The 23847-nt window shown below is 66.3% G+C and carries 25 protein-coding genes; 16 read left to right on the top strand and 9 right to left on the bottom strand.

Annotated elements, in window-relative coordinates:
• Nucleotides 1–8 precede the first annotated feature (8 nt).
• The 9 genes from ACZY0X_RS17475 (at nucleotide 9) to ACZY0X_RS17435 (ending at nucleotide 8954) form a co-directional block, all read left to right on the top strand.
• Complete coding sequence (locus ACZY0X_RS17475; protein ID WP_463772155.1) at nucleotides 9–692, top strand: ScbR family autoregulator-binding transcription factor; 684 nt, start codon at nucleotides 9–11, stop codon at nucleotides 690–692.
• 86 nt (nucleotides 693–778) lie between these two features.
• Nucleotides 779–2011, top strand: a complete 1233-nt coding sequence (locus tag ACZY0X_RS17470) for an acyl-CoA dehydrogenase family protein (RefSeq protein ID WP_463772154.1) — start codon at nucleotides 779–781, stop codon at nucleotides 2009–2011.
• 12 nt (nucleotides 2012–2023) lie between these two features.
• The gene (locus ACZY0X_RS17465; protein ID WP_463772153.1) at nucleotides 2024–3148 is read left to right on the top strand and encodes an acyl-CoA dehydrogenase family protein; all 1125 of its coding nucleotides are present in this window, start codon (nucleotides 2024–2026) and stop codon (nucleotides 3146–3148) included.
• Complete coding sequence (locus ACZY0X_RS17460) at nucleotides 3145–4035, top strand: DMT family transporter (RefSeq protein WP_463772151.1); 891 nt, start codon at nucleotides 3145–3147, stop codon at nucleotides 4033–4035. The genes ACZY0X_RS17465 and ACZY0X_RS17460 overlap by 4 nt, the downstream gene beginning before the upstream one ends.
• Nucleotides 4036–4073: 38 nt before the next feature.
• Complete coding sequence (locus ACZY0X_RS17455; protein WP_463772149.1) at nucleotides 4074–4949, top strand: siderophore-interacting protein; 876 nt, start codon at nucleotides 4074–4076, stop codon at nucleotides 4947–4949.
• Nucleotides 4950–4954: 5 nt separating this feature from the next.
• Nucleotides 4955–5989: a FecCD family ABC transporter permease gene (locus ACZY0X_RS17450; protein WP_463772148.1), complete on the top strand. Its 1035-nt coding sequence runs from the start codon at nucleotides 4955–4957 to the stop codon at nucleotides 5987–5989.
• Complete coding sequence (locus tag ACZY0X_RS17445; RefSeq protein ID WP_463772146.1) at nucleotides 5986–7059, top strand: FecCD family ABC transporter permease; 1074 nt, start codon at nucleotides 5986–5988, stop codon at nucleotides 7057–7059. The genes ACZY0X_RS17450 and ACZY0X_RS17445 overlap by 4 nt, the downstream gene beginning before the upstream one ends.
• A complete protein-coding gene (locus tag ACZY0X_RS17440; RefSeq protein ID WP_463772144.1) occupies nucleotides 7056–7859 on the top strand; it encodes an ABC transporter ATP-binding protein in 804 nt (267 codons plus the stop codon). The genes ACZY0X_RS17445 and ACZY0X_RS17440 overlap by 4 nt, the downstream gene beginning before the upstream one ends.
• A gap of 96 nt (nucleotides 7860–7955) precedes the next feature.
• The gene (locus ACZY0X_RS17435; protein ID WP_463772142.1) at nucleotides 7956–8954 is read left to right on the top strand and encodes an ABC transporter substrate-binding protein; all 999 of its coding nucleotides are present in this window, start codon (nucleotides 7956–7958) and stop codon (nucleotides 8952–8954) included.
• Between the two features lie 32 nt (nucleotides 8955–8986).
• Here the strand turns inward: ACZY0X_RS17435 and ACZY0X_RS17430 are convergent, their stop codons facing one another.
• The 4 genes from ACZY0X_RS17430 to ACZY0X_RS17415 form a co-directional block, all read right to left on the bottom strand.
• Nucleotides 8987–9409 carry a PIN domain-containing protein gene (locus ACZY0X_RS17430; RefSeq protein ID WP_463772141.1) on the bottom strand — a complete coding sequence of 141 codons (423 nt, stop codon included), beginning with the start codon at nucleotides 9407–9409 and terminating at the stop codon, nucleotides 8987–8989.
• The gene (locus tag ACZY0X_RS17425; protein ID WP_463772139.1) at nucleotides 9400–9606 is read right to left on the bottom strand and encodes a DUF2191 domain-containing protein; all 207 of its coding nucleotides are present in this window, start codon (nucleotides 9604–9606) and stop codon (nucleotides 9400–9402) included. The genes ACZY0X_RS17430 and ACZY0X_RS17425 overlap by 10 nt, the downstream gene beginning before the upstream one ends.
• 20 nt (nucleotides 9607–9626) lie before the next feature.
• Nucleotides 9627–10619, bottom strand: a complete 993-nt coding sequence (locus ACZY0X_RS17420; RefSeq protein WP_463772138.1) for a hypothetical protein — start codon at nucleotides 10617–10619, stop codon at nucleotides 9627–9629.
• 129 nt (nucleotides 10620–10748) lie between these two features.
• Complete coding sequence (locus ACZY0X_RS17415; protein WP_463772136.1) at nucleotides 10749–12011, bottom strand: amidohydrolase family protein; 1263 nt, start codon at nucleotides 12009–12011, stop codon at nucleotides 10749–10751.
• A gap of 24 nt (nucleotides 12012–12035) precedes the next feature.
• Between ACZY0X_RS17415 and ACZY0X_RS17410 the strand changes: the two genes are divergently transcribed.
• A complete protein-coding gene (locus ACZY0X_RS17410; protein WP_463772135.1) occupies nucleotides 12036–12881 on the top strand; it encodes an AraC family transcriptional regulator in 846 nt (281 codons plus the stop codon).
• Nucleotides 12882–12901: 20 nt separating this feature from the next.
• Entirely contained in the window at nucleotides 12902–14392 is a 1491-nt protein-coding gene (locus ACZY0X_RS17405) for an AMP-binding protein (RefSeq protein WP_463772133.1), read from the top strand.
• Nucleotides 14393–14399: 7 nt separating this feature from the next.
• Here the strand turns inward: ACZY0X_RS17405 and ACZY0X_RS17400 are convergent, their stop codons facing one another.
• A complete protein-coding gene (locus ACZY0X_RS17400) occupies nucleotides 14400–15149 on the bottom strand; it encodes a sensor domain-containing protein (RefSeq protein ID WP_463772131.1) in 750 nt (249 codons plus the stop codon).
• The gene (locus tag ACZY0X_RS17395) at nucleotides 15097–15642 is read right to left on the bottom strand and encodes a hypothetical protein (RefSeq protein WP_463772129.1); all 546 of its coding nucleotides are present in this window, start codon (nucleotides 15640–15642) and stop codon (nucleotides 15097–15099) included. Before ACZY0X_RS17395 ends, ACZY0X_RS17400 begins: the two co-directional genes overlap by 53 nt.
• 309 nt (nucleotides 15643–15951) lie before the next feature.
• Between ACZY0X_RS17395 and ACZY0X_RS17390 the strand changes: the two genes are divergently transcribed.
• The 3 genes from ACZY0X_RS17390 to ACZY0X_RS17380 are packed head-to-tail and all read left to right on the top strand — an operon-like array spanning nucleotide 15952 to nucleotide 17995.
• Nucleotides 15952–16632: an MspA family porin gene (locus ACZY0X_RS17390; protein WP_463772128.1), complete on the top strand. Its 681-nt coding sequence runs from the start codon at nucleotides 15952–15954 to the stop codon at nucleotides 16630–16632.
• Between the two features lie 29 nt (nucleotides 16633–16661).
• Nucleotides 16662–17339 (top strand): MspA family porin, encoded by a 678-nt coding sequence (locus ACZY0X_RS17385; protein WP_463772126.1) that lies wholly within the window; start codon nucleotides 16662–16664, stop codon nucleotides 17337–17339.
• Nucleotides 17340–17347: 8 nt separating this feature from the next.
• Nucleotides 17348–17995, top strand: coding sequence for a hypothetical protein (locus tag ACZY0X_RS17380; RefSeq protein ID WP_463772125.1), 648 nt, complete (start codon nucleotides 17348–17350; stop codon nucleotides 17993–17995).
• A gap of 24 nt (nucleotides 17996–18019) precedes the next feature.
• Here ACZY0X_RS17380 and mbtM read toward each other — a convergent pair whose 3' ends face one another.
• From mbtM to ACZY0X_RS17365, 3 genes are all read right to left on the bottom strand, one after another.
• Entirely contained in the window at nucleotides 18020–19588 is a 1569-nt protein-coding gene (mbtM, locus tag ACZY0X_RS17375) for a long-chain-fatty acid--ACP ligase MbtM (RefSeq protein WP_463772123.1), read from the bottom strand.
• Nucleotides 19589–19890: 302 nt separating this feature from the next.
• Nucleotides 19891–21096 carry an acyl-CoA dehydrogenase family protein gene (locus ACZY0X_RS17370; RefSeq protein WP_463772122.1) on the bottom strand — a complete coding sequence of 402 codons (1206 nt, stop codon included), beginning with the start codon at nucleotides 21094–21096 and terminating at the stop codon, nucleotides 19891–19893.
• Nucleotides 21096–22130: a phosphotransferase family protein gene (locus tag ACZY0X_RS17365; protein WP_463772121.1), complete on the bottom strand. Its 1035-nt coding sequence runs from the start codon at nucleotides 22128–22130 to the stop codon at nucleotides 21096–21098. Before ACZY0X_RS17365 ends, ACZY0X_RS17370 begins: the two co-directional genes overlap by 1 nt.
• Nucleotides 22131–22224: 94 nt before the next feature.
• On the opposite strand from ACZY0X_RS17365, the gene ACZY0X_RS17360 reads away from it, so the two are divergent.
• Both ACZY0X_RS17360 and ACZY0X_RS17355 read left to right on the top strand, forming a co-directional pair.
• Nucleotides 22225–23079: a TetR family transcriptional regulator gene (locus tag ACZY0X_RS17360; protein WP_463772119.1), complete on the top strand. Its 855-nt coding sequence runs from the start codon at nucleotides 22225–22227 to the stop codon at nucleotides 23077–23079.
• A complete protein-coding gene (locus ACZY0X_RS17355) occupies nucleotides 23076–23840 on the top strand; it encodes an SDR family NAD(P)-dependent oxidoreductase (protein WP_463772118.1) in 765 nt (254 codons plus the stop codon). The genes ACZY0X_RS17360 and ACZY0X_RS17355 overlap by 4 nt, the downstream gene beginning before the upstream one ends.
• The last annotated feature ends 7 nt before the right edge of the window (nucleotides 23841–23847 follow it).

The following is a 23847-nucleotide window of genomic DNA, read 5'->3' as shown; positions in this document are numbered from 1 at the left end:
CGACGGTGGTGCGCCAGGCTAGGTCCGAGGCGACCCGACGAAGGATCATCGACTCGGCGATTGATCTCATCAACGAGATCGGATATCCCGCCGCCGGTTTGGCGGACATCATCGAGCGCGCGGAGCTGACCAAGGGTGCGCTCTACTACCACTTCGACTCCAAAGAGGCACTGGCGACAGCGATCATCGAGGAGGGCGCGGCGACAGTGCTCGACACGTTCCGTGCCGCGAGCAGGTCGAGTTCGCCCGCGATGGAGAACATCGTCCACGGGCTGTTCATGGTCACAGACGTCCTCAGCGGAGATCGGGTGGCACAGGCGGCGAGTCGGCTGTTGCGCACCTTCGGTGGCTTCAACGCGAGCGCCAAGCAGACGTACGTGGCGCTGCTGGACGAGATGACGCAGATGACGGCGAACGCTGTCGCCGAGGGAGACCTTCGCCCTGGCCTCGGCGCGGAGGAATCCAGCAACGTAATCGTGGGCGCCATGCTCGGTGCCGAATTGTTCTCCAGCGCACTGGCCAACGGTAAAGATCTGCGGGCACGCTTCACGCGCGCCCTGGAAATCATGTTGCCCGCAATCGTTTCCGATGAGTCATTGGCCTATTACCGCGAATTCGTTGCTCGCCAATCAATGCACGGCAGTGCCCCCAATCGCGAGGCCGCCACACGGGAATCCAGGCCCACCCCCTAAACCGCGAGCGGTCCCCGGCCGAAGTTGAACTAGGTTTACTATCTGGTTCAGGCATCCAAAAGCGGGACGACGAACGGGACGTATTCATGGACCTGAACTGGTCGCCGGCCGACCTTGAGTTCCGCGACGAGGTGCGCGCGTTTCTGCGCGAAAAGCTGACTCCCGATCTGCAACGGGCGGGCCGCCTCGCGACGAGCGTCTACAGCGATCACGCGGCCAGTCTGAAATGGCAGGCTCTCCTTCACGAGCGCGGATGGGCCGCGCCTGCCTGGCCGGTCGAGTACGGCGGCTGCGACTGGAGCCTGACGCAGCACTACGTGTTCAGCCGTGAGTCGACCCTGGCCGGCGCTCCGTCACTGTCGCCGATGGGCATCCGAATGGTGGCCCACGCGATCGTCGCCTACGGCACGCCGCAGCAGAAGGAGTACTTCCTGCCGCGGATCCTGACCGGTGAGGTGTTCTTCTGCCAGGGCTACTCGGAGCCCGAATCCGGTTCCGACCTCGCATCCTTGACGATGGCGGCGGTCGATGACGGTAACGACCTGGTGTGCACCGGAAGCAAGATCTGGACCACGCACGCGCAGGAGGCCAACTGGATGTTCGCCCTGGTCCGCACGACACGGTCGGCCAAGAAGCAGCAGGGCATCACATTCGTTCTGATCGATATGAGCGCGCCCGGGATTGAGATCCGCCCGTTGGTGATGACATCGGGCGAGGAGATCCAGAACCAGGTCTTCTTCGACGACGTACGGGTGCCCAAGTCCAACGTCATCGGTCGTATCGACGACGGGTGGACCGTCGCCAAATACCTCCTCGAGTTCGAACGTGGCGGCGGAGCCAATGCGCCGGCGCTGCAAGTGGCTGCCGAGAATGTCGCCACCAGCGCAGCATCTGCCCCGGGCCCCTCTGGTGGGCGGCTCATCGACGACCCGGGATTCGCCCGCAGACTGGCCGAGGCCAGAATTCGCACCGACGTGCTCGAGATCCTCGAGTACCGGGTGCTGGCGGCTCTGGCCGGCGGTGGGCACCCCGGATCGGACTCCTCGATGCTGAAGATCCTGAGCACCGAGCTGAGTCAGACGCTCACCGGGTTGGCGATGGAGGCCGCGGGACCGCGGGGTCGTGTGTACCAGCCACACGCCACGTGCCCGGGCGGACCGGTGGCCGAGTTCGAGCCGCCGTCCGACGGATACGTCAGCGGCCAGCCGTGGCAGGCGGTGGCCCCGCTGCGGTACTTCAACGACCGCGCCGGGTCGATCTATGCGGGAAGCAACGAGATTCAGCGCAACATCCTGGCCAAGGCCGCTCTCGGACTCTAGGTAGGAATTCCAATGGACTTCACCATCTCCAATGAGCAGACGTTGCTGCGCGACGGGCTCACCAAGTTTCTGGCGACCCGCTACGACCTGGCGAGCAGCCGGGAGGCAGCCAAGACCGGCACCGGGTGGCAGACCGACATCTGGCGCGCGTTCGCCGACGAACTCGGCATCATCGGCGCCGCACTTCCCGAAGAGGTCGGCGGCATCGGCGGCGGGCCCGTCGAGGTAATGGTGATCGCTGAGGCACTGGGCCACGCGTTGGTCATCGAACCGTACGTGGAAACCGCCGTGGTGGCCGCGGGCCTGCTGCTGCGGGCCGGCGGCAGCACCGCCACGAACCTGCTGGAGCGGTTGGCCGCTGGAGAGGCGATCGTGGCACTGGCCGCCGCCGAGGCCGAGTCCGGTGACGACTGGCATCAGATCACCACCACCGCCCGACGCGACGGTGACGAGTGGGTGCTCGACGGCGGCAAGATCGTGGCCGTGGCCGCACCGCTGGCGACCCACCTTCTGGTCACCGCGACGAGCCCGGCGGGCCCCTCGCTGTTCCTCGTCGACGTCGCGCACGCCGGGCCGGGCTTGGAAATGCACTCCTACCGCACGATTGACGACCGTCGCGCCGCCGATCTCACTCTGACCGGCCTACGCCTGCCCTCAGCGGCACTCCTGGGTGACGACGGCAAGGCGTGGCCGTCACTCGAGCAGGCGCGTGACGAGGGCGCGACCGCGGTGTGCGCCGAAGCCGTCGGATGCATGCGAAGGGTTCTGGCCGACACGGTCGAGTACAGCAAGCAGCGCCATCAGTTCGGCCAGCCGATCGGCAGCTTCCAGGTCCTGCAACACCGGATGGTGGACATGTACATGGAGGTTGAGCAGTCGGTGGCCGCTGTCTACCTCGCGGTCCTGAACCTCGAGGCCGACGCGCCGACACGCGCCCGTGCGGTGTCTGCCGCGAAGGCCACTATCGGTCGCGCTGCGCGGTTCGTCGGAGAGAACGCGGTTCAGCTGCACGGCGGTATGGGCATGACCGAGGAACTGGCGATCGGCCACTACTTCAAGCGGCTCACCGCAGTTCAGTACGAGTTCGGCTCGACTGACTATCACGTCGCGCGGTACGCGGAGCTGACTTCGGTGTGAGCCCGCGGGCGTGGGCGCTGTTCGCTGCGATGAGCGTCATCTGGGGTATCCCATACCTGCTCATCAAGGTTGCGGTCGAGGGTGTTTCGGTACCGGTCCTGGTACTGGCCCGCACGGCGATCGGAGCCGCCGTGCTGCTTCCATTGACGCTGCGCCGTTCCGCATGGGCACCGGTGCTGCGGCATTGGCGTCCGGCACTTGTGTTCGCGTTCTTCGAGATCATCGCGGCTTGGCTACTGCTGTCGGACGCCGAGCGGCACATCTCAAGTTCGTTGACCGGTCTGCTGATCGCCGCGTCACCGATCATCGCGGCGGTGCTGAGTCGGCTCACCGGCGGCGAATCACGGCTCGGCCCAATGCGTATCGCCGGCCTCGCAGTTGGGTTCACGGGTGTGGCGGTACTCGCGGGGCCGGGTCTCACTGGTGGGAGCGCCTGGCCCGTGGCCGAGGTACTCCTGGTGGCCACCTGCTACGCCATTGCGCCACTGGTGGCCGCCCGCTATCTCGGTGACGTGCCGACGTTGCCACTGACCGCGGGCTGCCTGACGGTCGCCGCGCTGGTCTACGCCGGGCCGGCCGCCGCCACCTGGCCGGACGAAATGCCCACCACCCGTGTGCTGGTGGCCCTCGCTGCGCTGGCAGTGGTCTGCACGGCGCTGGCCTTCATCGTGTTCTTCGCGTTGATTCGCGAGGTGGGCGGATCCCGCGCGTTGGTGTTCACCTACGTCAATCCCGCCGTCGCGCTGGCCGCGGGCGTGATCATCCTCAACGAGCCGCTGACCGCCTTCAACGTGGCCGGTCTCGCACTGATCCTCACGGGGTCGGTGCTGGCGACAAGACGACCGACCGGCGAGCAGGTCGCTGTCGCCGATCCTGCCCGACGCTGAGTCCCCTCCGACCGTCGAGTGAGGCTACCCTTAGTTCGATGAACTTCGCACGGGCCGCAGTGGCAGAGATCTCGGCGCTGAGCGCTCGGCTGCGCAGGATCGTGTTCGAGGTACCTGACCTGCCGCACATCGGGCTCCCCGACGTCGCCGACGCCGCGGTGGGTATCTATCTCCCGAGCGACGGTCAGCGGCACACCCCGGACGCGCAGTGCATCGATGGCGTATGGGGCTATCACGACGAGAAGACCGCGCCCCAGGGTCGCAACTACTCGGTGCGATTCCACGACGCACGGGCCAACCGCATCACGGTCGACGCCGTCCTGCACGCCCGCGGACCCGGCAGCGACTGGGCCCGGCGCGCCGCTCCCGGTGACACCGTGGTCATCAGCCACGCGCGGTCCTGGTACCGGCCGCCGGAGGACGCGGACTGGCAACTGCTCGTCGCCGACCTCGCCGGACTTCCGGCACTCGCCCGCATCATCGCCGAGTCCTCCTCACGGGAGCGGATTCTGGCGATCGTCGAGGTGCACGATGAGACCGACCTGGCGTATCTGCCGAACCGTTCCAACGTGTCACCGGTGTCCGCGGTCGGGTCCGGCAACGGCCGCCCGGGCAGCAGGCTCTCCCAACTCGTCGCCGACCAGCCGCTCCCGCCGGGCCGCGGCTACTGCTGGTTCGCCGGCGAGGCCGCCCAGTCGCGCGCCGTTCGCAAGCACGTCCGAGCGCTCGGCTGGACCACCGAGCAGTTCGACATCGTCGGGTACTGGCGTCAAGACTCGGAGTCCTGGGACGCGAAGTTCGCCGACGTCGGCACCGAACTGGTGGCGGTTTACGAAAAGGCCCTGGCCGATGGCAAGGGTGACAAGATCGCCTCCGAGGAGTTCGACGAGGCGCTTGAGCGGGCCGGGCTCTAGCGGGCGTGACAGCGACCACTGCGCTCCCCTCGGGCGTGGCAGGCACCCACCGACGAAGACTCCTCGGCCTAGCAGTCGCCGCCGCGCTCGTCGTGATCGCCTGCGCCGCAAGCCTTGCGATCGGCACGGAGAATATCGCTCCGTCCGTCGTATGGGATGCCCTCACCGACTACCGCGATGTCGGCGACCAGTGGGTGGTCCACGACCTTCGCATCCCTCGGACCGCGCTGGCTTTGGTCGTCGGCGTAGCACTGGGCCTGTCGGGTGCGGTCATCCAAGCCGTCGCGCGCAATCCGCTGGCCGACACTGGCGTCCTCGGAATCAACTCGGGCGCCAGTCTGTTCGTCGTGGCGGCGGTGGCCTTCCTCGGCCTGCACGACGTCTGGTCCTACATCTGGTTCGCGTTCGCGGGCGCACTCGTCGCCATGGTGCTGGTGTACCTGATCGGCTGGTCCGGCCGGTCGACGGCCAACCCGGTGCGCGTCCTGCTCGCAGGCGTCGCGGTCGGGGCCGTACTGGACGGCATCTCGTTCACCGTTAGGCTGCGCAACCCACGCGCCTTCGACAACATGCGGTTCTGGGACACCGGCGCACTCGACGGCCGTGGTCTCGAGGTGACCGCGGCCATCGCACCGTTCATCGCCGTCGGCGTGGTGCTGTGCATCGTCATCAGCCGATCGCTGAACGCGACCTCGTTGGGCGATGAACTCGCGGCTTCACTGGGCGGCAACGTCGTTCGCGTCCAGGCGCTGAGCCTGGTTGCGGTCACGTTGCTGGCCGGTGCGGCGACCGCAGGAGCCGGACCCATCGGATTCGTCGGCCTGATGGTGCCGCACCTGGTACGCCGGTTCGTCGGCCCCGACTGGCGCTGGATCATGGCGTACTCGACGCTTGCCGCACCCGCTCTGCTGCTGGCCGCGGATATCGTCGGCCGGGTCGTGGTGCGTCCGGCAGAGTTACCCGCCGGCATCGTGACGGCGTTCATCGGGGCACCAGTGCTGATCTGGGTGATCCGGCGCCGCGGGGACTGGCAGCGATGACGACCGCGCCGACCACTCCCCCCGATGCGGACACACGTCGGGAACGCCGTCACGTGATGGCACGCGGGCGGTCGTGGTCACTGCGCGTGACGTTGCGCACCGCCGTGGTGGTCGCAGTGCTGACTGTCGCCGGACTCGGCCTTGTCATCGTGGCGACCTCGACGGGCACCTATCCGGTGGCCCCCGCCGACGTCCTCGGCGTCCTCGTCGGCTCCAACACCGGTTTCGATCGCGTCGTCGTCCTGGAGTGGCGGTTGCCGCGTGCCTCGATGGCGGTACTCGTCGGCGCCGCACTCGGCGTGTCCGGAGCTATCTTTCAGGCGCTTACCCGAAACCCGCTGGGCAGTCCGGACATAATCGGTCTCAACGTCGGCGCGTACACGGGTGCCCTGATCGGCATCGTCGTTCTGGGCGGCGGGTACTACGCAACGGCCGGCAGCGCGCTCGTCGGCGGGTTGGTCACCGCACTGGTGGTCTACCTGTTGTCCTTCAAGGGCGGCATCTCGGGATTTCGGCTCATCATCGTCGGCATCGCCGTCGGTGCCGTGCTCAGTTCGGTGAACCAGTGGATCATCATCCGGATTGACCTACATGCGGCCGTCACCGCCGCCGTCTGGCAGCAGGGCAGCCTCAACGGTCTGACGTGGAGCCAGGCGGGACCGATGGCAGCACTAGTGTGTGTGTCCACGATTGCCCTGGTCGCCATGGGCCTTCGGTTACAGATCCTGCAGATGGGCGATGACGTGGCCGGTGGTCTTGGCGTCAACGCCAACCAGGCCAGGATCGGCTACCTGCTGGTCGGAACCGCACTGGTCGCCGTCGCCGCCGCGGCCGCGGGCCCCATCACGTTCATCGCACTGGCCGCACCGCAGATCGGCCGCCGGCTCACCGGGGGCGCCGGAGTCTCGATGGTGCCGTCAGCGGCAACGGGTGCCTTCCTGCTATTGGCCAGTGACGTTCTCGCGCAACGGGCGTTCGCACCCACCGAGTTGCCGGTCGGGGCGGTGACCGTAGTGTTCGGCGGGATGTACCTGGTGTATCTGCTCGTCGCGCAGGGGCGGCGCACGTGACCGAGACCTCCAGGCTCGCGGCGTCGCGCCTGTCCATCGGGTACGACGGGCGTCCCGTCATCGATGACCTCTCCGTGGACATCCCCGACCACGCACTGACAGCGATCGTCGGACCCAACGCTTGCGGCAAGTCGACGCTACTGCGGGGCCTGGCTCGCCTATTGAAACCTGCGGGCGGGCAAGTGCTGCTCGACGGTGGCGACATCCGGGCGTTGCACACCAAGGAGGTAGCCCGCCGCCTGGGTCTGATGCCACAGAGTTCCACTGCACCCGACGGCATAACCGTGGCGGACCTGGTGTCGCGGGGCAGATTCCCCCACCAACGCGTGTTCCGGCAATGGTCCACCGACGACGAACGCGCTGTCGCTTCGGCTATGGCCGCAACGGGCACCGCGGACCTGGGCGAACGCCTCGTCGACGAACTGTCCGGCGGCCAGCGCCAGCGGGTGTGGATCGCGATGGTGCTGGCACAGGAGACCCCGCTGGTCCTGCTCGATGAGCCAACCACCTTCCTCGACATCGCACACCAGATCGATGTGCTCGACCTGTGCGTTGACTTGTGCCACGAACAGGGCAGGACAGTCGTGGCTGTGCTGCACGATCTCAACCACGCCTGCCGGTTCGCCGACCACGTCATCGCCATGAAGTCCGGACACGTTGTCGCCCAGGGCGATCCGAATGAGATCGTGACACCTGAGCTGGTCGAGCAGGTGTACGGTCTCGCGTGCCAGATCATCGTCGACCCGCAGACCGGCACGCCTCTGGTGATCCCGCTGGCATCGCGCGCCAGGAAATCATGAAGCCCGCAGCACCCGCTAACTGAGACCGGGGCGCTGACCGAATCCCCCCAATGCGTTAGGTTAGCCTTACTTTCCTGCGAGATTGATGGGGTGTCGATGTCGAAGACGCGAAGCTGGCGGAACGCCCAGACAGTGCCGGCGATACTGGCTGTGGTTCTGCTCGCGATGGGTCTGATGACCGCGTGCGGTAGCGGCAAGACCGACGACGCGGCCAGTGGCACCGAAGCGGGTGCTGTCACCGTCTCACACAAGTTCGGCGAGACCGTGGTCCCCGCTGACCCGAAGCGGGTCGTGACGGTCGGCTGGAACGACCAGGACTTCGCGCTGGCCCTCGGTGTGGTCCCCGTCGCCGCGCGCTCGTTCTTCGACAACTACGACAAGTTCCCGTGGGTGGAGAAGGCGACCGATGGCAAGGCCATCCCGACGTGGGGCTCCGACACGATCGACTTCGAGGCGATCGCCAAGGAGAAGCCCGACCTGATCTTCGCGATCTACGAGACCATCGACCGGCCGACCTATGACCGGTTGTCACAGATCGCCCCCACTGTCATCCAGTCGGACGAGTACCCCGATGAGGAGACGCCGTGGAACGTTCAGCTGTCGACCACAGGTAAGGCCCTGGGCAGGGAGTCTCAGGCACAGGCCCTGCTCGATCAGGTCAACTCGCGCATCGAGGAGGCCAAGGCAGCCAACCCGGAGTTCGCGGGCAAGGTTCTGGTCGAGGACTTCGGCCCAGAGGACGGCGGGCACTACCTGTTGGGTGCCAACGATCCGCGCCGGTCGCTGTTCAGCGCGCTCGGATTCGCGACACAGGACGTCACCGGAGACCTCAGTGAGGAGAAGCTCGCACTGCTCGACCACGACGTGCTGTTCGTCAACGGAGCCGCCAAGGAACAGATGCTTGCCTCACCCGCATTCGCCCGTCTCAACGTGGTGAAGGAGGACCGCACGCTCTACACGTCGTTCGACTCGAACCTCAGTGGCGCGCTGACCTACAGCGGCCCCGACGCGTTGCTCTACGCGATGGACAAACTGGTGCCGCAGTTGGGCAATGCGCTCAACGGCAGGCCCGTTGCGGACCTCGCCAACGCCTGAGGCTCAGACGGTTTGGCCGATCCGGCACCGAGTCACAGCGTGCCCCGATCGGCGACCCAACGATGCTCGAAGTCCACAACGTCTGCGGCCGTGTCAAAGTCGCGGTCGTAGTGCAGAATCGTCAGGCCGTGGCGCCCGGCGAGCACGGCATTGAGTAGATCCGCGACGCCTACCGACCTGTGCCGCCCGGACAGCGCCAGGTTGTACTGGGCATCGATCGCGCTCTGCCAGTCCTCGTCATTCGTGGGGATGTACTCGAAGGCCTTCCGACGGTCATCGCGCAGGCGCGCGAACTCGTCGGCCGAGCGCGCGCGATAGAAGGCTTCGGCGTCCAGTGCAGCGGTTGTTGCCACCAGTCCGGCCTCGACGAGTTCGCCGAGCACTCCCCCGACATGCGGATACTGCATACGTGCGGCCGCGCTCGTGTCGATGAGGAAGCGCGCCGTCAACGCCACACGTCGTCCCTCGCGTCCTTATCGGCCATCTCCGCCATTCCGCCCGACACCAGCCATTCGACCTGGCGGACACGTGCGGACCGGTTCGCGGCGAGCGTCAACGCAGACCGCACCGTATCCGCGATGCCAGTGGTTCCGAGCTCTTGCCGGGCGCCGTTCAATAGGTCGTCCTCGATGTCAATCAAGCGCTTGGTCACTCGGACACCTCCTATATACATCACGCACTCCGAGTATATAGCTCACGCACCTGGCCGCACGCAGCTTCGAACCGGTCCCACGATGCCCGGTCGGGCTGCAGCGGCGAACGCAAGACATCGTCCGAACCGAGCTCGGGCTGCGGGAGCCCAGCCTCGCTGAAGAGTCCCATCATCTTCACGATGGCCCCTGCCGGGCTGTCTTCGAAGCTCTGAAACACGCGCTTCTGCAACCAATTCAACGCTTCCGCGACCCCAGCGGAAACATCGAGTTCAGGCACCCGCAACGCGCCGTCGCAGCGCCGCATCTGCTCCTCGTAGCGGTCCTCCCAGAACTCGGCGTGCCATCCGGACCATCGGCTGGACATGAAGTCGCCCAGCCCCCGCGCCTCCGTGGTGACCCACGCACCGACCTGTTGCTTAGGCACGTCGATGTGCACCCCGCTCTCGGGAATCATTTCCCGACGGGTCCGACCAACACCCTTGCCGGGCAGCGCGTGCCGCAGCGAGGGCCCGAGCCATGCCACGCTGTAACCCCAGTACAGTGGCCACAGCCGAACCGTGCCATCGGCGCCGACGACGGACACGAGTTGACACAGCCCGTCCCGCCCACGCGCGAGTTTGGGCGGTTGTCCATCTCGGCCAAGAGGCCAACAACGTTCTGCACCAACGTATGTCGCGATTTCATCAGTGCCGCCATAGGCCCAACCCACGGAGTAGTCCGGCCACATCAGCGGGATTACGTCAAGCATCGCGCGGCGTTCCGACATCGTCGACATCAGCTCATCCCCAAAGAACAGCAGCTTGTGCCTGTCCACGTCGACCACCGCGCCGCCATCCGCCCAGAGCGGATCAGTCCAATGGTCCTTCGGGCACAACCGGTGAGCCTTGATGTACCGCAACGCATGTTCCGGCCCGAACGCAAGCGCGTCGAGCATCCGACAGCCCGCCCAATGCGCGTAGTACAGCTGCCACTGACCGTTCTCCACGATCACCAGGTTGGCCCGATTACCCATCGCGTAACTCCTCGTCGTGTTATTACGACGAGGTTCGCCCTACTCACCGACAGGCAGGGCTCCGCCGACGGCGCTCATCAACAGTGCGGAGTCCATCCACAGGGTCACCTCGCGCCGGCGAGCTGGCAGTTAGGCCTGCGCGAGCTGCTTCTCCTCATACAGGCGCGCCCACTCCTTGCGCGGCCGGATCGAGACGTCGACGTCGGCGCCGTTGGCGCGCAACGCCCCGACGGTGGCCTGGTCTCTCGCCATGCGCGCGAACGGATCCCAGCCGAAGAACCGGCAGGAGTTCTCCCAGGTGATCTTGTTGATGTCGGAGTCGTCAGCACCGGCGGCGTTGAGTTCGGCCAGCACCTGTTCGGGCGCATCGGGCCAGAAGCAGTCCGAGTGCGGGTAGTCGCACTCCCAGGCGATGATGTCGATGCCGATCTCGTGCCGCAGTTTGAGCGAGGTCTTGTCGGTGACGTAGCAGGCGAGTGAGTGCTCACGGAACACGTCGCTGGGCAGCTTGTCGCCGAAGTCGCGGCGCAGCCACTTCTGGTTCGTGTAGTGCCGGTCGCTGCGGTCCAGGTAGAACGGAATCCAGCCGATCCCACCCTCGGAGAACGCGAACTTCAGGTCCGGGTAGTTGCGCATTGCGGGACCCCACAACAGATCCTGGGCACACATCGCCGAGATCTGGGTGGCCAAGATGATCAGATTGTCGATGGGGGCATTGGGCGCCATGCTGATCGCACCGAAGCCCGTGCCGATATGCAGGCACATCACCACGTTCTCCTCCGACAGCGTCCGGAAGACCGGGCCCCAGTAGTCCTCGTCGTGGTAGCTCGGCAGACCCTCGAGGTGTGGCAGTTCGGGCATCGTGACCGCCCGACAGCCCTTGGCCGCGACGCGTCGAATCTCGGCGCACATGGCCTCGGGGCTCCACGTCGGGAGGATCGCAATCGGGATGAACCGGTCCGGGTAGGACCCGACCCACTCGTCGATGTGCCAGTCGTTGTAGGCCGACACCATCACCAGGGTGACGTCCTCGCGTGTCATGTTGAGGTGACGGGCCGAGAAACCGGTGAAGGTCGGGAAACACATCGACGCCAGGATGCCGTTGCGGTTCATATCGCGGACGCGTTCGTGCACGTCGTACACACCCGGGCGCATCTCGGCGAAACCTGCGGGGTCACGCCCCCACTCCTCGGGCGGCCACGACACCACGGCGTTCAAACCGCTCACACCCTGCGGCCGACCCTGATACATCCACTGGTCGACGCCCTTGTCGTCGGTGACGACGATGGGTGCCTCGGCCTTGTACCTGGCCGGGACGTGATTGAGGAACATATCGGGCGGCTCGACGACGTGGTCATCGATGCTCACCAGGATCAGGTCGTCGGTATTCATACCTAACTAGTACCCTCGAACAGCATGACCGTCTCTGCGACTTCGGACAGAGATTTGTCCGAATCGGCCAAAGCCAGGCACATCGACCTGCGCAGGGGTGGGCTCGCACCCGCTGGGAGCTATCTCTACGAGGGCGAGGGGCTGATCACCGGCTGGCATTTTCACGACGTGCACCAGATCGAGTACGCGCTGCACGGTGTCGTCGAAGTGGAGACCGAGGCCGCGCACTATCTGCTTCCGCCGCAACAGGCGGCCTGGATCCCGGCCGGGCTGGAGCACCAGGCCGTGATGAGCCCTGACATCAAGACCGTCGCGGTGATGTTCGACAGCCAACTCATCCCCGACGGTGGTGATCGCGCCCGCATCATCGCGGTGTCACCGCTGATCCGGGAGATGATGATCTACGCACTGCGCTGGTCGATCGAGCGGGGGCCGGGCTCCGCCCAGGATGAGGCCGCGTCCGACAACTTCTTCCACACCCTGGCCGACCTGGTGGTCGAAGCGCTCGACCATGAGGCGCCGCTGAGCCTTCCCACCTCGGACCACCCCATCGTGGCCGCCGCACTGGCCTACACCAAGGCGCACCTCGACTCGGTCAGCGCCGATGAGGTCGCCCGCGCAGTGTCGGTGTCCGAGCGGACATTACGACGACTGTTCTCCGACACCCTCGGATTGTCCTGGCGGACATACGTTCTGCACGCAAGAATGCTGCGGGCCATGGCACTGCTTGCCGCACCCGGGCAGTCCGTACAGGCAACGTCGACGTCAGTCGGCTTCGAGAGCCTCAGTTCGTTCACACGCTGTTTCACCCAGTTCTGCGGTGAGACACCCTCGGCGTACCGTCGCCGAGTGAGTCTGACGACGTACTGAAGGGTGATGACCGCACCGATATGACCGCACGCATCGACCTCATCCACGCGCTCATCTCGTCGGCCGCCGCGGCCGTACCCGAGCGGCCAGCCATCATCTCGGCGGACGGAGCCGTCACCAGCTTCGCCGAGTTCGACCGCAGGGTGGCCGCGGTGTCGGGGTGGGTGACCGAGCGCACCCACCGCGGCGACCGGGTTGCGGTCATCGCCGACAACGGCCCCGAGTACGCCGTGGCGTACTACGCGGTGCCGCGCAGCGGCCGGATTCTGCTGCTGATCAACCAGCGCCTCAGCCCCGCCGAGCAGGTCGCCCAGCTCGCGTCGACCGACCCCGCATTGGTCATCGGCGACACCCGGTACCTGCAGGCACTGCCATCGGTCGCCGACCGCGCCGTCAGTTTCGACGGGCCGGAATGGCTACGGGCCAAGCACGGTTCGCCCGTGACCGCCGAACCGGTGGCCCCCGACGACCCCGCGTGGTTGTTGTTCACCAGCGGGTCAACGGGCGCACCCAAGGGGGTCCTGCACACGCACCGGTCGATCACCGCGGCGGTGTGGGGCACCGTGGCCGGGAGGTCGGTCGCCTCGGGCGGCGTCTACCTGCTGCCGTTTCCCATGTGTCACATCGCGGGCTACAACATGCTGGTCCACCACGCAGCGCACTCGACGGTCCTGCCCGTGGCCGCCTTTCGGCCCGAGACGTTCGTCGCGGCCGTCAACGCCCACGGCGTCACATCGTGCTCACTGGCCCCCACGATGCTGCACAGCCTTCTTAGCCACCTCGACGACACGGACACCGCGTTGCCGACACTGCGCGACGTCGCCTACGGGTCCGCCGCCATCCCAGCCGATCTGTTGCGCCGGGCACTCAGCCGCCTGGACGTCGGGTTCCATCAGGGCTACGGGATGACCGAAACCGGCGGCAACGTCACATTTCTCGGGCCTGCCGAACACCGGGCCGGGGCCGCGGGCGAGGACGCCGTGCTCGCCAGTGCGGGCCGGCCACACGCCGGTGTGGAGGTTCGCATCGCCGGGGCGGGCTCCGGCGTCGGCGAGATTCTGATCCGCGGTGCACAGGTCGCGGCGGGGTTGTGGCCCGACCTCTCCCCCTGCACGGTCGACGGCTGGCTGCACACCGGCGATGTCGGCCGCTTCGACGACGACGGGCGCCTCGTCGTACTCGACCGCAGCAAGGACGTCATCATCACCGGCGGTGAGAATGTCACCTCACGCGAGGTGGAGGACGCGCTGTCGGCGCACCCCGACGTCGAGCACGTCGCGGTGGTCGGCGTACCCGATGAGTACTGGGGCGAGGCGATTTGCGCAGTCATCGTGGCCGCCGAGCACCGACGACCCCAACCCGACGAACTCATCGACCACGTTCGGTCCCGTATCGCCGCGTTCAAACGACCGCGTCACGTGCTCTTCGTCGATGCGCTGCCGCTGACCACCAACGGCAAGGTCGCCAAGGATGCCGTGCGCGCCTATGCGAGGACCTCACTCGATCGGTGACCGAGTGTCAGGCCAGCAGACCTGTCTCGATCTTTCCTGCGATGATCGCGGCCTGCGTGACGATTCGAGTGGGCGGGCGACAGGCCTCAACGTCGATGATCACGTTGGATGCCACCGACAGTGAGTGCTGGCACATCCGGCTCTCGTCGCCGACGCCACGGGCGATGGGTATCGCGAGGCGGGTGTCGGTCCGACTGAGATCACCGCTCAACCACTTCGGGAGTGGTCGATCGTTGAGCGTGATGTTGACGTGGTGGTCAGTGCACTTCGACCAGCGCTCCGCCGACTCGTCGAAGAATCGCTGCGCTGCCTGCGCCGACGGGTAGGAGACGACGGACTGAACCACCAGAACGGACCAATCGTCACCATTCGGCGTGCGGAACATGTTCTGGCGCAATGCCTGCCAACCATCGTCGCCGCCGGCGGGCCCGTAGATCGCCGCCTGATCCACCTGCCAGACGCCCAGACAGTTCAGATTGGGCAGCAGATTGCGGTCGTCGCTCATGGCCGTGATCATCGGGGACTGCGCCATCTGCGTGGTGCCCATGACGGTGTTGACCTCGGCGGCACTCAGCAGTAGCCCCTCAAGCGCAGAATCCGGGATGAGGCTCGGCGCGCTCGAACTCTGCGTTCTGGCGGCTGAGCATCCTGTGATCGACAGGCCGAGGACAAGCAGCGCGATCAGCGCTCCTCGGGCCGTCGACTCACGCATGAGTGCCCGCGGCGGCGCACGCCTCTTGCACACCGAGGGCGTCATTGTTCATCTCGTTGGCCGTCGAGTTGAGCGACTCGCCACCGCCACGCAGACCCATCTTGACGAGCAGTTTCGTTGCGCCCCATGACCACGAGCGCATCGGGTTGGCGATCTCGGGTGTCAAGCCCGGTGTGTTCGCCGCGCTCATCGTGACACCAGCTCCCTGCCGTAGAGCGGTGCGGCCGGTGACATTGCTGGTGGACACCGCGGGGTCCTGGTAGTCGGGCTGGGCATAGGTCTCGAGTGCGTCGGCGAAGTCACCGTAGTAGACCGCGGTGGCATCCAATACGTCGGCGAACTGACCGCACGCCGCGACCGCCGCGGGGTTCGCGTCGCCCGACACGGGCGCCGAGAACTCGACGGGGCCCGGTGCGGGCACAGCGGGCTGCCCGGCGTCATCGGGTTCCGCGGACGCGACGGGGAGCGCCGCCAGCCCCAGTCCGATCGCAAGAATGGGGGCGAGCATCGCACGCCGGATCGCAATTGATTGCCTCACAACAGGTTCCTCCCAAGTCAGTCCGCTCACACCGTCGGGGCATCACATGTCGGGAATGTGAACAGCTGCCCCTCAATAACTTTCGCTGCGCCACCAATCGCATGTCGGTCAGCTGGGAGATTCCTGTACGCAATCGAGCCTGTCGGAGTCGGCGGCAGGTCGCGGCGCCTCAGCGCTCACTCGACGCGATTGCGGCCTGATGTGTTCGTTGCCCGTTCACCGAATCGCCATCCCATCCGTGGATGCTCCGTCGCGACAGATCGCTTGAATCCCAGCGGGATTCAGACTACGAGAGGTGCCCCTACCACCATGCTCAATCGCTTCGCCACCCTGGCAGTCGCCTGTGTGTTGGCTTCCGTCGGCACCACACCCCTGGCCCTGGCGGACCCCGTGCCCGCGGATCCCGTGACGCCGGTCAACGCCACCAACCCCCTTCCCCCCGAGGGCGCCGTGCCGTCGGGCCCTGCCGGAGTCCTCGACACCCCGGACGGCTGGAAGCTCACGGTGGTCGGCAGTAATGAGACCCAGCTCCCGGTGGCACCGCTGACGACGGCCATCTCGTCGCGGGAGTACCTGGTGGCGGGCACGTTCACCGGGACCATCACCGGCGGAGGCAAGACCAAGCTCACAGGCGGATCGATGGAGGCCGGCGAGCAGATCGGCTGCGGCATCATCGCCGACGAGACCGAGATCAACCCCGGCGCGAGCTTCACCCCGGGTATCGGACTCCCGTTCACCGGCAACGCCACCGGTGCCTTCGGCGTCAGCCTCCAGGGCAAGGTGTACCTGAAGCCGGGCACGGTGACCACCGTCGCGATCGACAAGAAGAAGTTCAAGGGCACCTCGACGCGTATCACCATCACCGGAGTCCGCATCAAGACGGATCAGTGTGCAGGTCAGTCGTTCATCCGCTCGTACGCGACGCTGACCAGCTCGACCGACAACACCGACGACGTCATCACCTACCTCGGCGTCACCAAGTCCGTCTAACTCCAGCCTAATTCGAACGAGAGAACCCCATGTTGAATCGCCTTGCCATGGTGACGGCTGCCTGCCTCGCCATCCCGTTCGCCGCCATCTCACCGCTCGCGATGGCGGAGCCCCCAATTGACCCGGCCGGCGATGTCGGTCCGCCGCCGGACACCGGCGTCGTCGCGTCGGCCCCTCCGGGCGTCGTGACGACACCCGACGGCTGGACGTTGACCGTCGTGGCCAGCAACGAGACGCAACTTCCGGTTGCCCCGCTGACCACCGCGACCTCATCACGTGAGTACCTCGTCGGCGCGACGTTCATGGGCACTGTCACCGGTAGCGGCAGCACGACGCTGTCCGGCGGAACGTTGGACGCCGGCTACCAGGTCGGCTGCGGTATCGAACTCGGCCAGGTCCGCCTGATCGGGTCGATCGGTATCGGCACCTCGGGATCGTCGATAACCGGCGGTCTCATCCCGACGGGCGTGACGATGCCCATCTCGGGCACCATCGAGATCCACGCCAAGCCGGGCACGGTCACCCAGGTCTCCGTCAACAAGAAAGAGTACAAGGCGGCGCCTGTTCGCGTGACGCTCAAGGACACTCACATCAAGGTCGACGGTTGCGTCGGACAGTCCTTCCTGCGGTCCTACGCCACGCTGACGAGTTCGACCACCGACACCGATGACGTTGTCGCGTACTACGGCGTCACCAAGGCCGTGTGAGGACTGACATGACACGGGGCAGGCTTGCGGGTCTCATCGTCGGCGCCCTCTCGGTTGGAGCGGCGGTCGCCTTCCCGGCGGCCGCCGCGGCCGACCCTCTGCCACCGCCGCCCGTCGAACCGGGGCTGGCTCCGGCCGCACCACCGCCACCGGCGCCGGCGGTTCCCGTCATCGGGATGCCGCTGGGGCCCAACGGGCTTGCGGTCCTGGCACAAACCGGCGCACCGGAGGCCGGGCCTCTGGGCATGCCGCCGGTGACCGGCCTGGACTCGTCCACGGTGCTCGGCCAGAACCTCGTGCCATCCGGGCCGGGAGGCGGGCCCGGCATCTCGCCGAGCCTCAACGTGTTCAACAACGCCTACGGCCTGCCGCAGAACGAGGTGCCCTCGGCACCCGGGCAGGGCACACAGTTCGACGTGGCTCCCGGGCAGGAGAACTCCGACGTGTCGCGCCGGGAGTGGCTAGGGCGCTACGTCGACATGTACCGCGACGGCCGACTCAGGGGTGGACTGCTCGGCCAGTCGCCGCAGGAGCAGCTTGGCCAACCGCTGCCGGGTACCGCACCGCCGCCCGGAACCAACATTCCCCCGGGCCTGGTTCAGTTCCTGCCGGAGCCGCCACCGCCTCCCGGGGAGCTGCCGCCACCGCCCGGCTGACGCCGGATTCGTTGACTGCCAGCGCTACTGGACCTCGAGGCTCTGCTTCACCTCGAGTCGGCGCAGCTTGCCCGACGACGTCCTGGGTAGGGTGCCTGGTCTGACGAAGCTCACATCCGATGGCACCACGCCGCACTCGGACGCGACCTGTTGGATCAGCGTGGACCGGGCCTCAGCCTCGTCGGGTCCACGGAATTCGGCAATGATCACCAGGGACGGGCGGATGGTGCGCTCCCCGATGCCGACCGCCACAACGGCTCCCTCCCGGACGCCGGCCACCTGCGCGGCAACTCGCTCGACGTCGGCGGGAAAGACGTTGCGTCCAGCGACGGTGATGATCTCCTTAGCCCGCCCGCACACGACCAGGCCACCGTCAACGAGGTACCCCAGATCACCTGTGGGGTACCAACTCCCTGGTTCGTGCGACTCGCCGCCGTGGTAGCCGGACATCATCGACGTACCGCGGATGAGGACTTCCCCGATGTCGCGCTCGCCCTTGGTGGTGACGCCGTCGCGCGGTTCGATACACACCTCCATACCGGGCACGGCATTGCCCAGTATCGCGTGCCTGCGCGGCGAGGCGCCGGCATCGGTGTGCGCCACGACTTCGTCGAACCGCAGGCCGACGCCGGGTTCGGGAACGGTCACCGCACAGGTCGCCTCGGCAAGTCCGTACGACGGCGAGAGTGCGCCCGCGGAGAACCCGAAGCGCGCCATCTCCTCGGCGAAGCGCCCCGTGAGTTCACAGTCGACCGGTTCGCCGCCGTTGAGCGCGAACCGGACCGCACTGAGGTCAACGTCGGTGACGCGCCGCGAGTACTTCCCGATCAGCCCGTAGGCCATGTTGGGTCCCGCGGTGACAGTGGCACCGGACTCGGTGAGCCAGTTGAGCCACCGAAACGGTGAGGCCTGAAATGCCTTGGTCGGCGCCAGCCACACATCGGAGCCGCTGACCGCGCCCGACAGCAGGAAGCTCAGCCCCATGTCGTGGTAGAGCGGGAGCCAGGAGCAGCCGGTGTCCGCGGACGTGACACCGACGCGGGCATTCAGGGCACGCGCGTTCGACAACACCGCGTCGGGCGAGAGTTGCACCGTCCGAGGCGTTCCGGTCGACCCGGCAGTGCCCTGCAGGACCGCCACCGGCGCTGCGGTGTCGGGCAACGAGAAGGTCGTCGAGCGGTCAGCGAGGGCGATGCCCGCGACGTCGTTGATCCGCGTCGGTCCCTCGCTCGCTAACAGTCCCTCGAGATACGTTCCGTTGCTCAGGACATGGCCCACTCCGATTCCGGTGAACCGGTTCACTGTGCTGTGGGCCCACTGATCCGCATCGGCGCCGCGCACCGGCCCCGGCAGGATCGACAGGCCGGCCCCCGCGAGGAAGGCCCCGAGAATCGCCGAGATGAACTCGACCGTGGGCTCGCCCACCAGTCCGACGGCGGTGGCCTCCTCGTTGAGCAACCAGTCGGCGACGTTCTCTGCCCGGGCGTACACCTCGGGCCACGGATGGTGCGCCCAGGTCCCGTCGTTGAGCACGACGAGGTCATTGCCACTCGCGGGTAGGACCTCGGTGAGCGCTGCCGCCAAGGAGTTCATGACGTACCCGTGCCGTTTGGCAGGCTATGCCGTATTTGTTCGCTATCGGTGCGCTTCGCTGCAACGACGATCGACGACAAAAATACGGGCTCACCATGGGCGATGGTCAACGATGCGACCTCTCGATACGGGCCGCCACCGGCTACTGGCAACATGCTGAGAAAATACCTGGCGAATTGTCCGTAATGTCAGTTACCCCCGGCGAGCACGCTGCCTCGGGCCACGGGAACGAGGAAACTGACGGCCTACGCCAGCCCTGATCAGCAGGCTTGCGTGCGGCCCGACTGGGTAGCTCAGGCTTCCTAGCCAACGTAGGGACGCTCGCGCTTGAGTTCCAGCCGCGCAATGGTCCGGCGGTGCACGGCGTCTGGACCGTCGACGATCCGCAGGATGCGAGCCCACGCGTAGAAGTACGCCAGCGGGGTGTCATCGCTGACACCCGTCGCGCCAAATATCTCGATGGCACGGTCGATGACGGCCGTGGCCACTGCGGGGGCCGCGACCTTGATACCGGAGATCTCGCTGCGGGCGTTCGCCGCTCCGTCGCGGTCAATCAGCCACGCCGTCTTCTGTACGTACAGCCGAACCTGGTCGATCTCGATACGCGATTTGGCGATGGCCTCTTGCACCACACCCTGATTGGCCAGCGCGGTGCCGAATGCGACGCGATTCTGTGCCCGATCGACCATGAGCGCCAGCGCCCGTTCGGCCATTCCGACAGCGCGCATCGCGTGGTGAATTCGGCCCGGGCCCAGCCGCGCCTGGGCGATGCTGAATCCGTCTCCCTCGTCACCGAGCAGATTGCTCACCGGGACGCGTACGTCGTCGAACACGATCTCCGAGTGTCCGTGCTGGTCCTGGTAACCGAAGATCGGCAGGTGCCGGATGATCTCGACTCCCGGGGTGTCACGGGGCACCAGCACCATCGACTGCTGACGGTGGGTGGCCGCAGTCGGGTCGGTCTTACCCATGACGATGAAGATCACGCAGCGCTCATCGGCGACCCCGGTGATCCACGCCTTGCGGCCATTTATGACGTACTCGTCTCCCTCGCGCACGATGGAGGTCTGGATGTTGGTCGCATCCGAGGACGCGACGGCCGGTTCGGTCATCGCGAATGCAGACCTGATGTGTCCGTCGCGCAACGGGGTCAACCAGCGCGCCTGCTGCTCCGGGGTACCGAAGAGATCCAACGTCTCCATGTTTCCGGTGTCGGGTGCCTGACAGTTGATCGCTTCGGGCGCGATGACAGGCGACCACCCGGAGATCTCGGCGACAGCGCTGTAGTCGACATTGGACAGTCCGCCGTACTCCGGCATGAACAGGTTCCACAGTCCGCGAGCACGTGCCGAGGCCTTGAGTTCCTCCATGACCGGCGGGTAGGAGTGCTGTCCGTGGGTCTGCAGATGTTCGCGCCATACCGACTCAGCCGCGAACACCTCCTCGCGCATGAATGACCACATCTTCTCGGATGCGTCTTGGCCGGCAGCAGAGAGTGCGAAGTCCATCAGTGTTGTCCTTTCAGGGCGGCCAGACCGGCCGCCGCAATCCGGTCGATCTCGGCGTCGAGGTCGCCGAAGTCCTGGCCCGCCATCTGGCCGCGGGCTACACGCTGGGCCATTCCCTGGGCTATCCCCACCAACTTGAAGTGCGCGAGTCCGACATACGCGTCGAGATCGCCGAGGTCGCATCCCGACGTCCTGGCGTAGCGATCCGCGATCTCGGCTCTTGTCGGAAACCCGGGGCTCGCCGTGAGAGAGGGGGTCAACAAGGGTTTGGGATCGCTGGCCTCAATCCAGTAGACGAGAAATGTGCCCAGGTCGCACAACGGGTCACCCAGCGTCGACAACTCCCAGTCCAGCACGCCGCAGACCGCAGGCCGCTCGCCGAGCTCGATCACGCAGTTGTCCAGTCGGTAGTCACCGTGCACCAGCGAGGGCTTCGCCGAGGGGCGCCAAGCATGCTCGACCAGCCGACGGTGAAGGTCGGCGACGTCGGCGACGTCACGGGTTTGGGCCGCCTCGTACTGTCGCCACCACGTGCGGACCGTGCGCTCGGCGTGATTGTCAGGACGTCCGAAGTCCGCCAACCCTATATCGGCGACATCGAGCGCGTGGAGCGCCGCCAGAGTGTCGACGAGGCTTTCCGCGACGGCCGCGATCGCGGCCGTGTCGAAGGCCGAACCGGGCGGCAACTCATCGCGCAGCACGAGTCCGGGAATTCGCTCCATGACGTAGAAGGGCACGTCGAGAAGTCCTGGTTCAGGTTCGACCAGGACGATCGCCGGAACGGGAACGGTCGATCCAACAAGCGCCTCCTGCACGCGGACCTCTCGGCCCATGTCGTGCGCGCGCGGGAGCAGCTCGCCCGTGGGAGGCCGCCGGAGGATCAATTCACCGGCCGGGCTGGACAGACCGAACGTCAGATTCGACTTCCCACCGGTGATCAGCTGCGCTTCTAGCGCCATCCAGCGATCGTCGCCCAACTGTGACGCAAGAGCCCTGCCCAGGAGTGCGGGCCGCACGAGTGTGTCGACGTTCATGTTTAGATAATAGAACGTTCGATCGGTCCGGTGCGCAGCTACACCCCAATTGATCGCCTAGACAGCGCTATACCTGGTCCTTTACCCTGAACACATGAGGCGTCCGGTAAACATCGCGCACGTCGGCCAACAGGTGCTGTCGCTGCGCACCGCCCGTGGCTGGTCAATGCGCGAACTCGCCAGCCGCCTCGATGTCAGTGCCGCCACCGTGAATGCGATCGAACACGGCCGCACCGGCATATCGGCCGACCGCCTCAACGATCTCGCGCGCACGTTCGATGTGCCCACGGCCACCTTGCTCGGCTCGCATACCAGCCCCGAGTCCATCGACGGTGACCCCGCGATCAGCGCGGCGATCAGCGCGTTCGTGGAGGCCGGCTATCACGGTTCGAGCATGCGCACCATCGCCGAACGGGCTGGCATGAGCCTCGCCAGCATCTACCACTACTACCCCAGCAAGCAGTCGCTCCTGGTCAAGATCCTTGACATGACGATGGACGAACTCGACTGGCGCTGCGCCGTCGCGATCGATGGCCCCGGCGGCCCGCTGGACAGGCTGTACCGCGTGGTGGAGGCGTTGGCCCTGTTCCATACCTTGCGCGCCGATGTCGCCTACATCGGCGCAAGCGAGATGCGAAGTTTCGAGGAACCTGAACGAACGCGGATTGCAGCGCGGCGCAGTGCCATTCAGCACTTGGTCGACCATGAGATTCTCAGTGCAGTGCGCGAGGGGTCCGCTGGCTGCGAGCGCCCGCGCGAGATCGGGCGCGCCATCGCCACGATGTGCACCTCACTGCCCCAGTGGTTCGACAAGACGGGCCCCACCGGACCAGAAGCCATCGCCAGGACATACGCAGAACTGGCGCTTCGGATGATCGACACCAACCCCGATCGCCTGCACGACGTTCTGGCCGCAGCCAACAAATCAACGAAAGGCCCTGCGCAATGACAGTTTTGGATCGATTCCGACTCGATGACAAGGTCGTCATCATCACCGGCGCCTCATCGGGTCTGGGCGTGTCATTCGCCGAAGCCTTCGCGCAGGCCGGCGCCGATGTGGTGCTGGCCGCCCGGCGTGCCGACAAGCTCAGTGATACAGCTGAACTCGTCCACTCGGCAGGTCGGCGCGCACTCTGCGTGGCGACCGACGTCACAGACTCCGACCAATGCGACGCACTTGTCGATGCCGCGATCAAGGAGTTCGGCCGCGTCGATGTCCTCGTGAACAACGCCGGTGTGGGCACCGCGGTGCCCGCTGTCCGTGAGACCGATGAGCAGTTTCGCTCGGTCATCGACATCAACCTGAACGGCTCGTTCTGGGCCGCGCGGGCGTGCGGTCGGGTCATGCAGCCTGGCAGCTCCGTCATCAACGTCTCGAGCATCCTGGGCTTGACCACCGCGGGCCTGCCGCAGGCCGCATACAGCGCGAGCAAGGCTGCCATCGTTGGCCTCACCCGCGACCTCGCGCAGCAATGGGGTGCGCGAAAGGGAATACGCGTCAACGCCGTCGCCCCGGGATTCTTCAAGTCGGAGATGACCGACGAGTACGCCCCCGAATACCTTGAGACCGTGATGGCCAGTCGCGTCATCATGGGACGGATGGGTGACCCCGGCGAACTCGCGGCGACGCTGGTGTGGCTCGCCTCCGATGCGGGTGGCTACGTCACCGGCCAGACCATCGTCGTCGACGGCGGCATCACGATCACCTAATTCGCCA

The organism is Mycobacterium sp. IDUB_39, from assembly GCF_055419205.1.
This window is presented reverse-complemented; position numbering and strand designations above follow the sequence as displayed.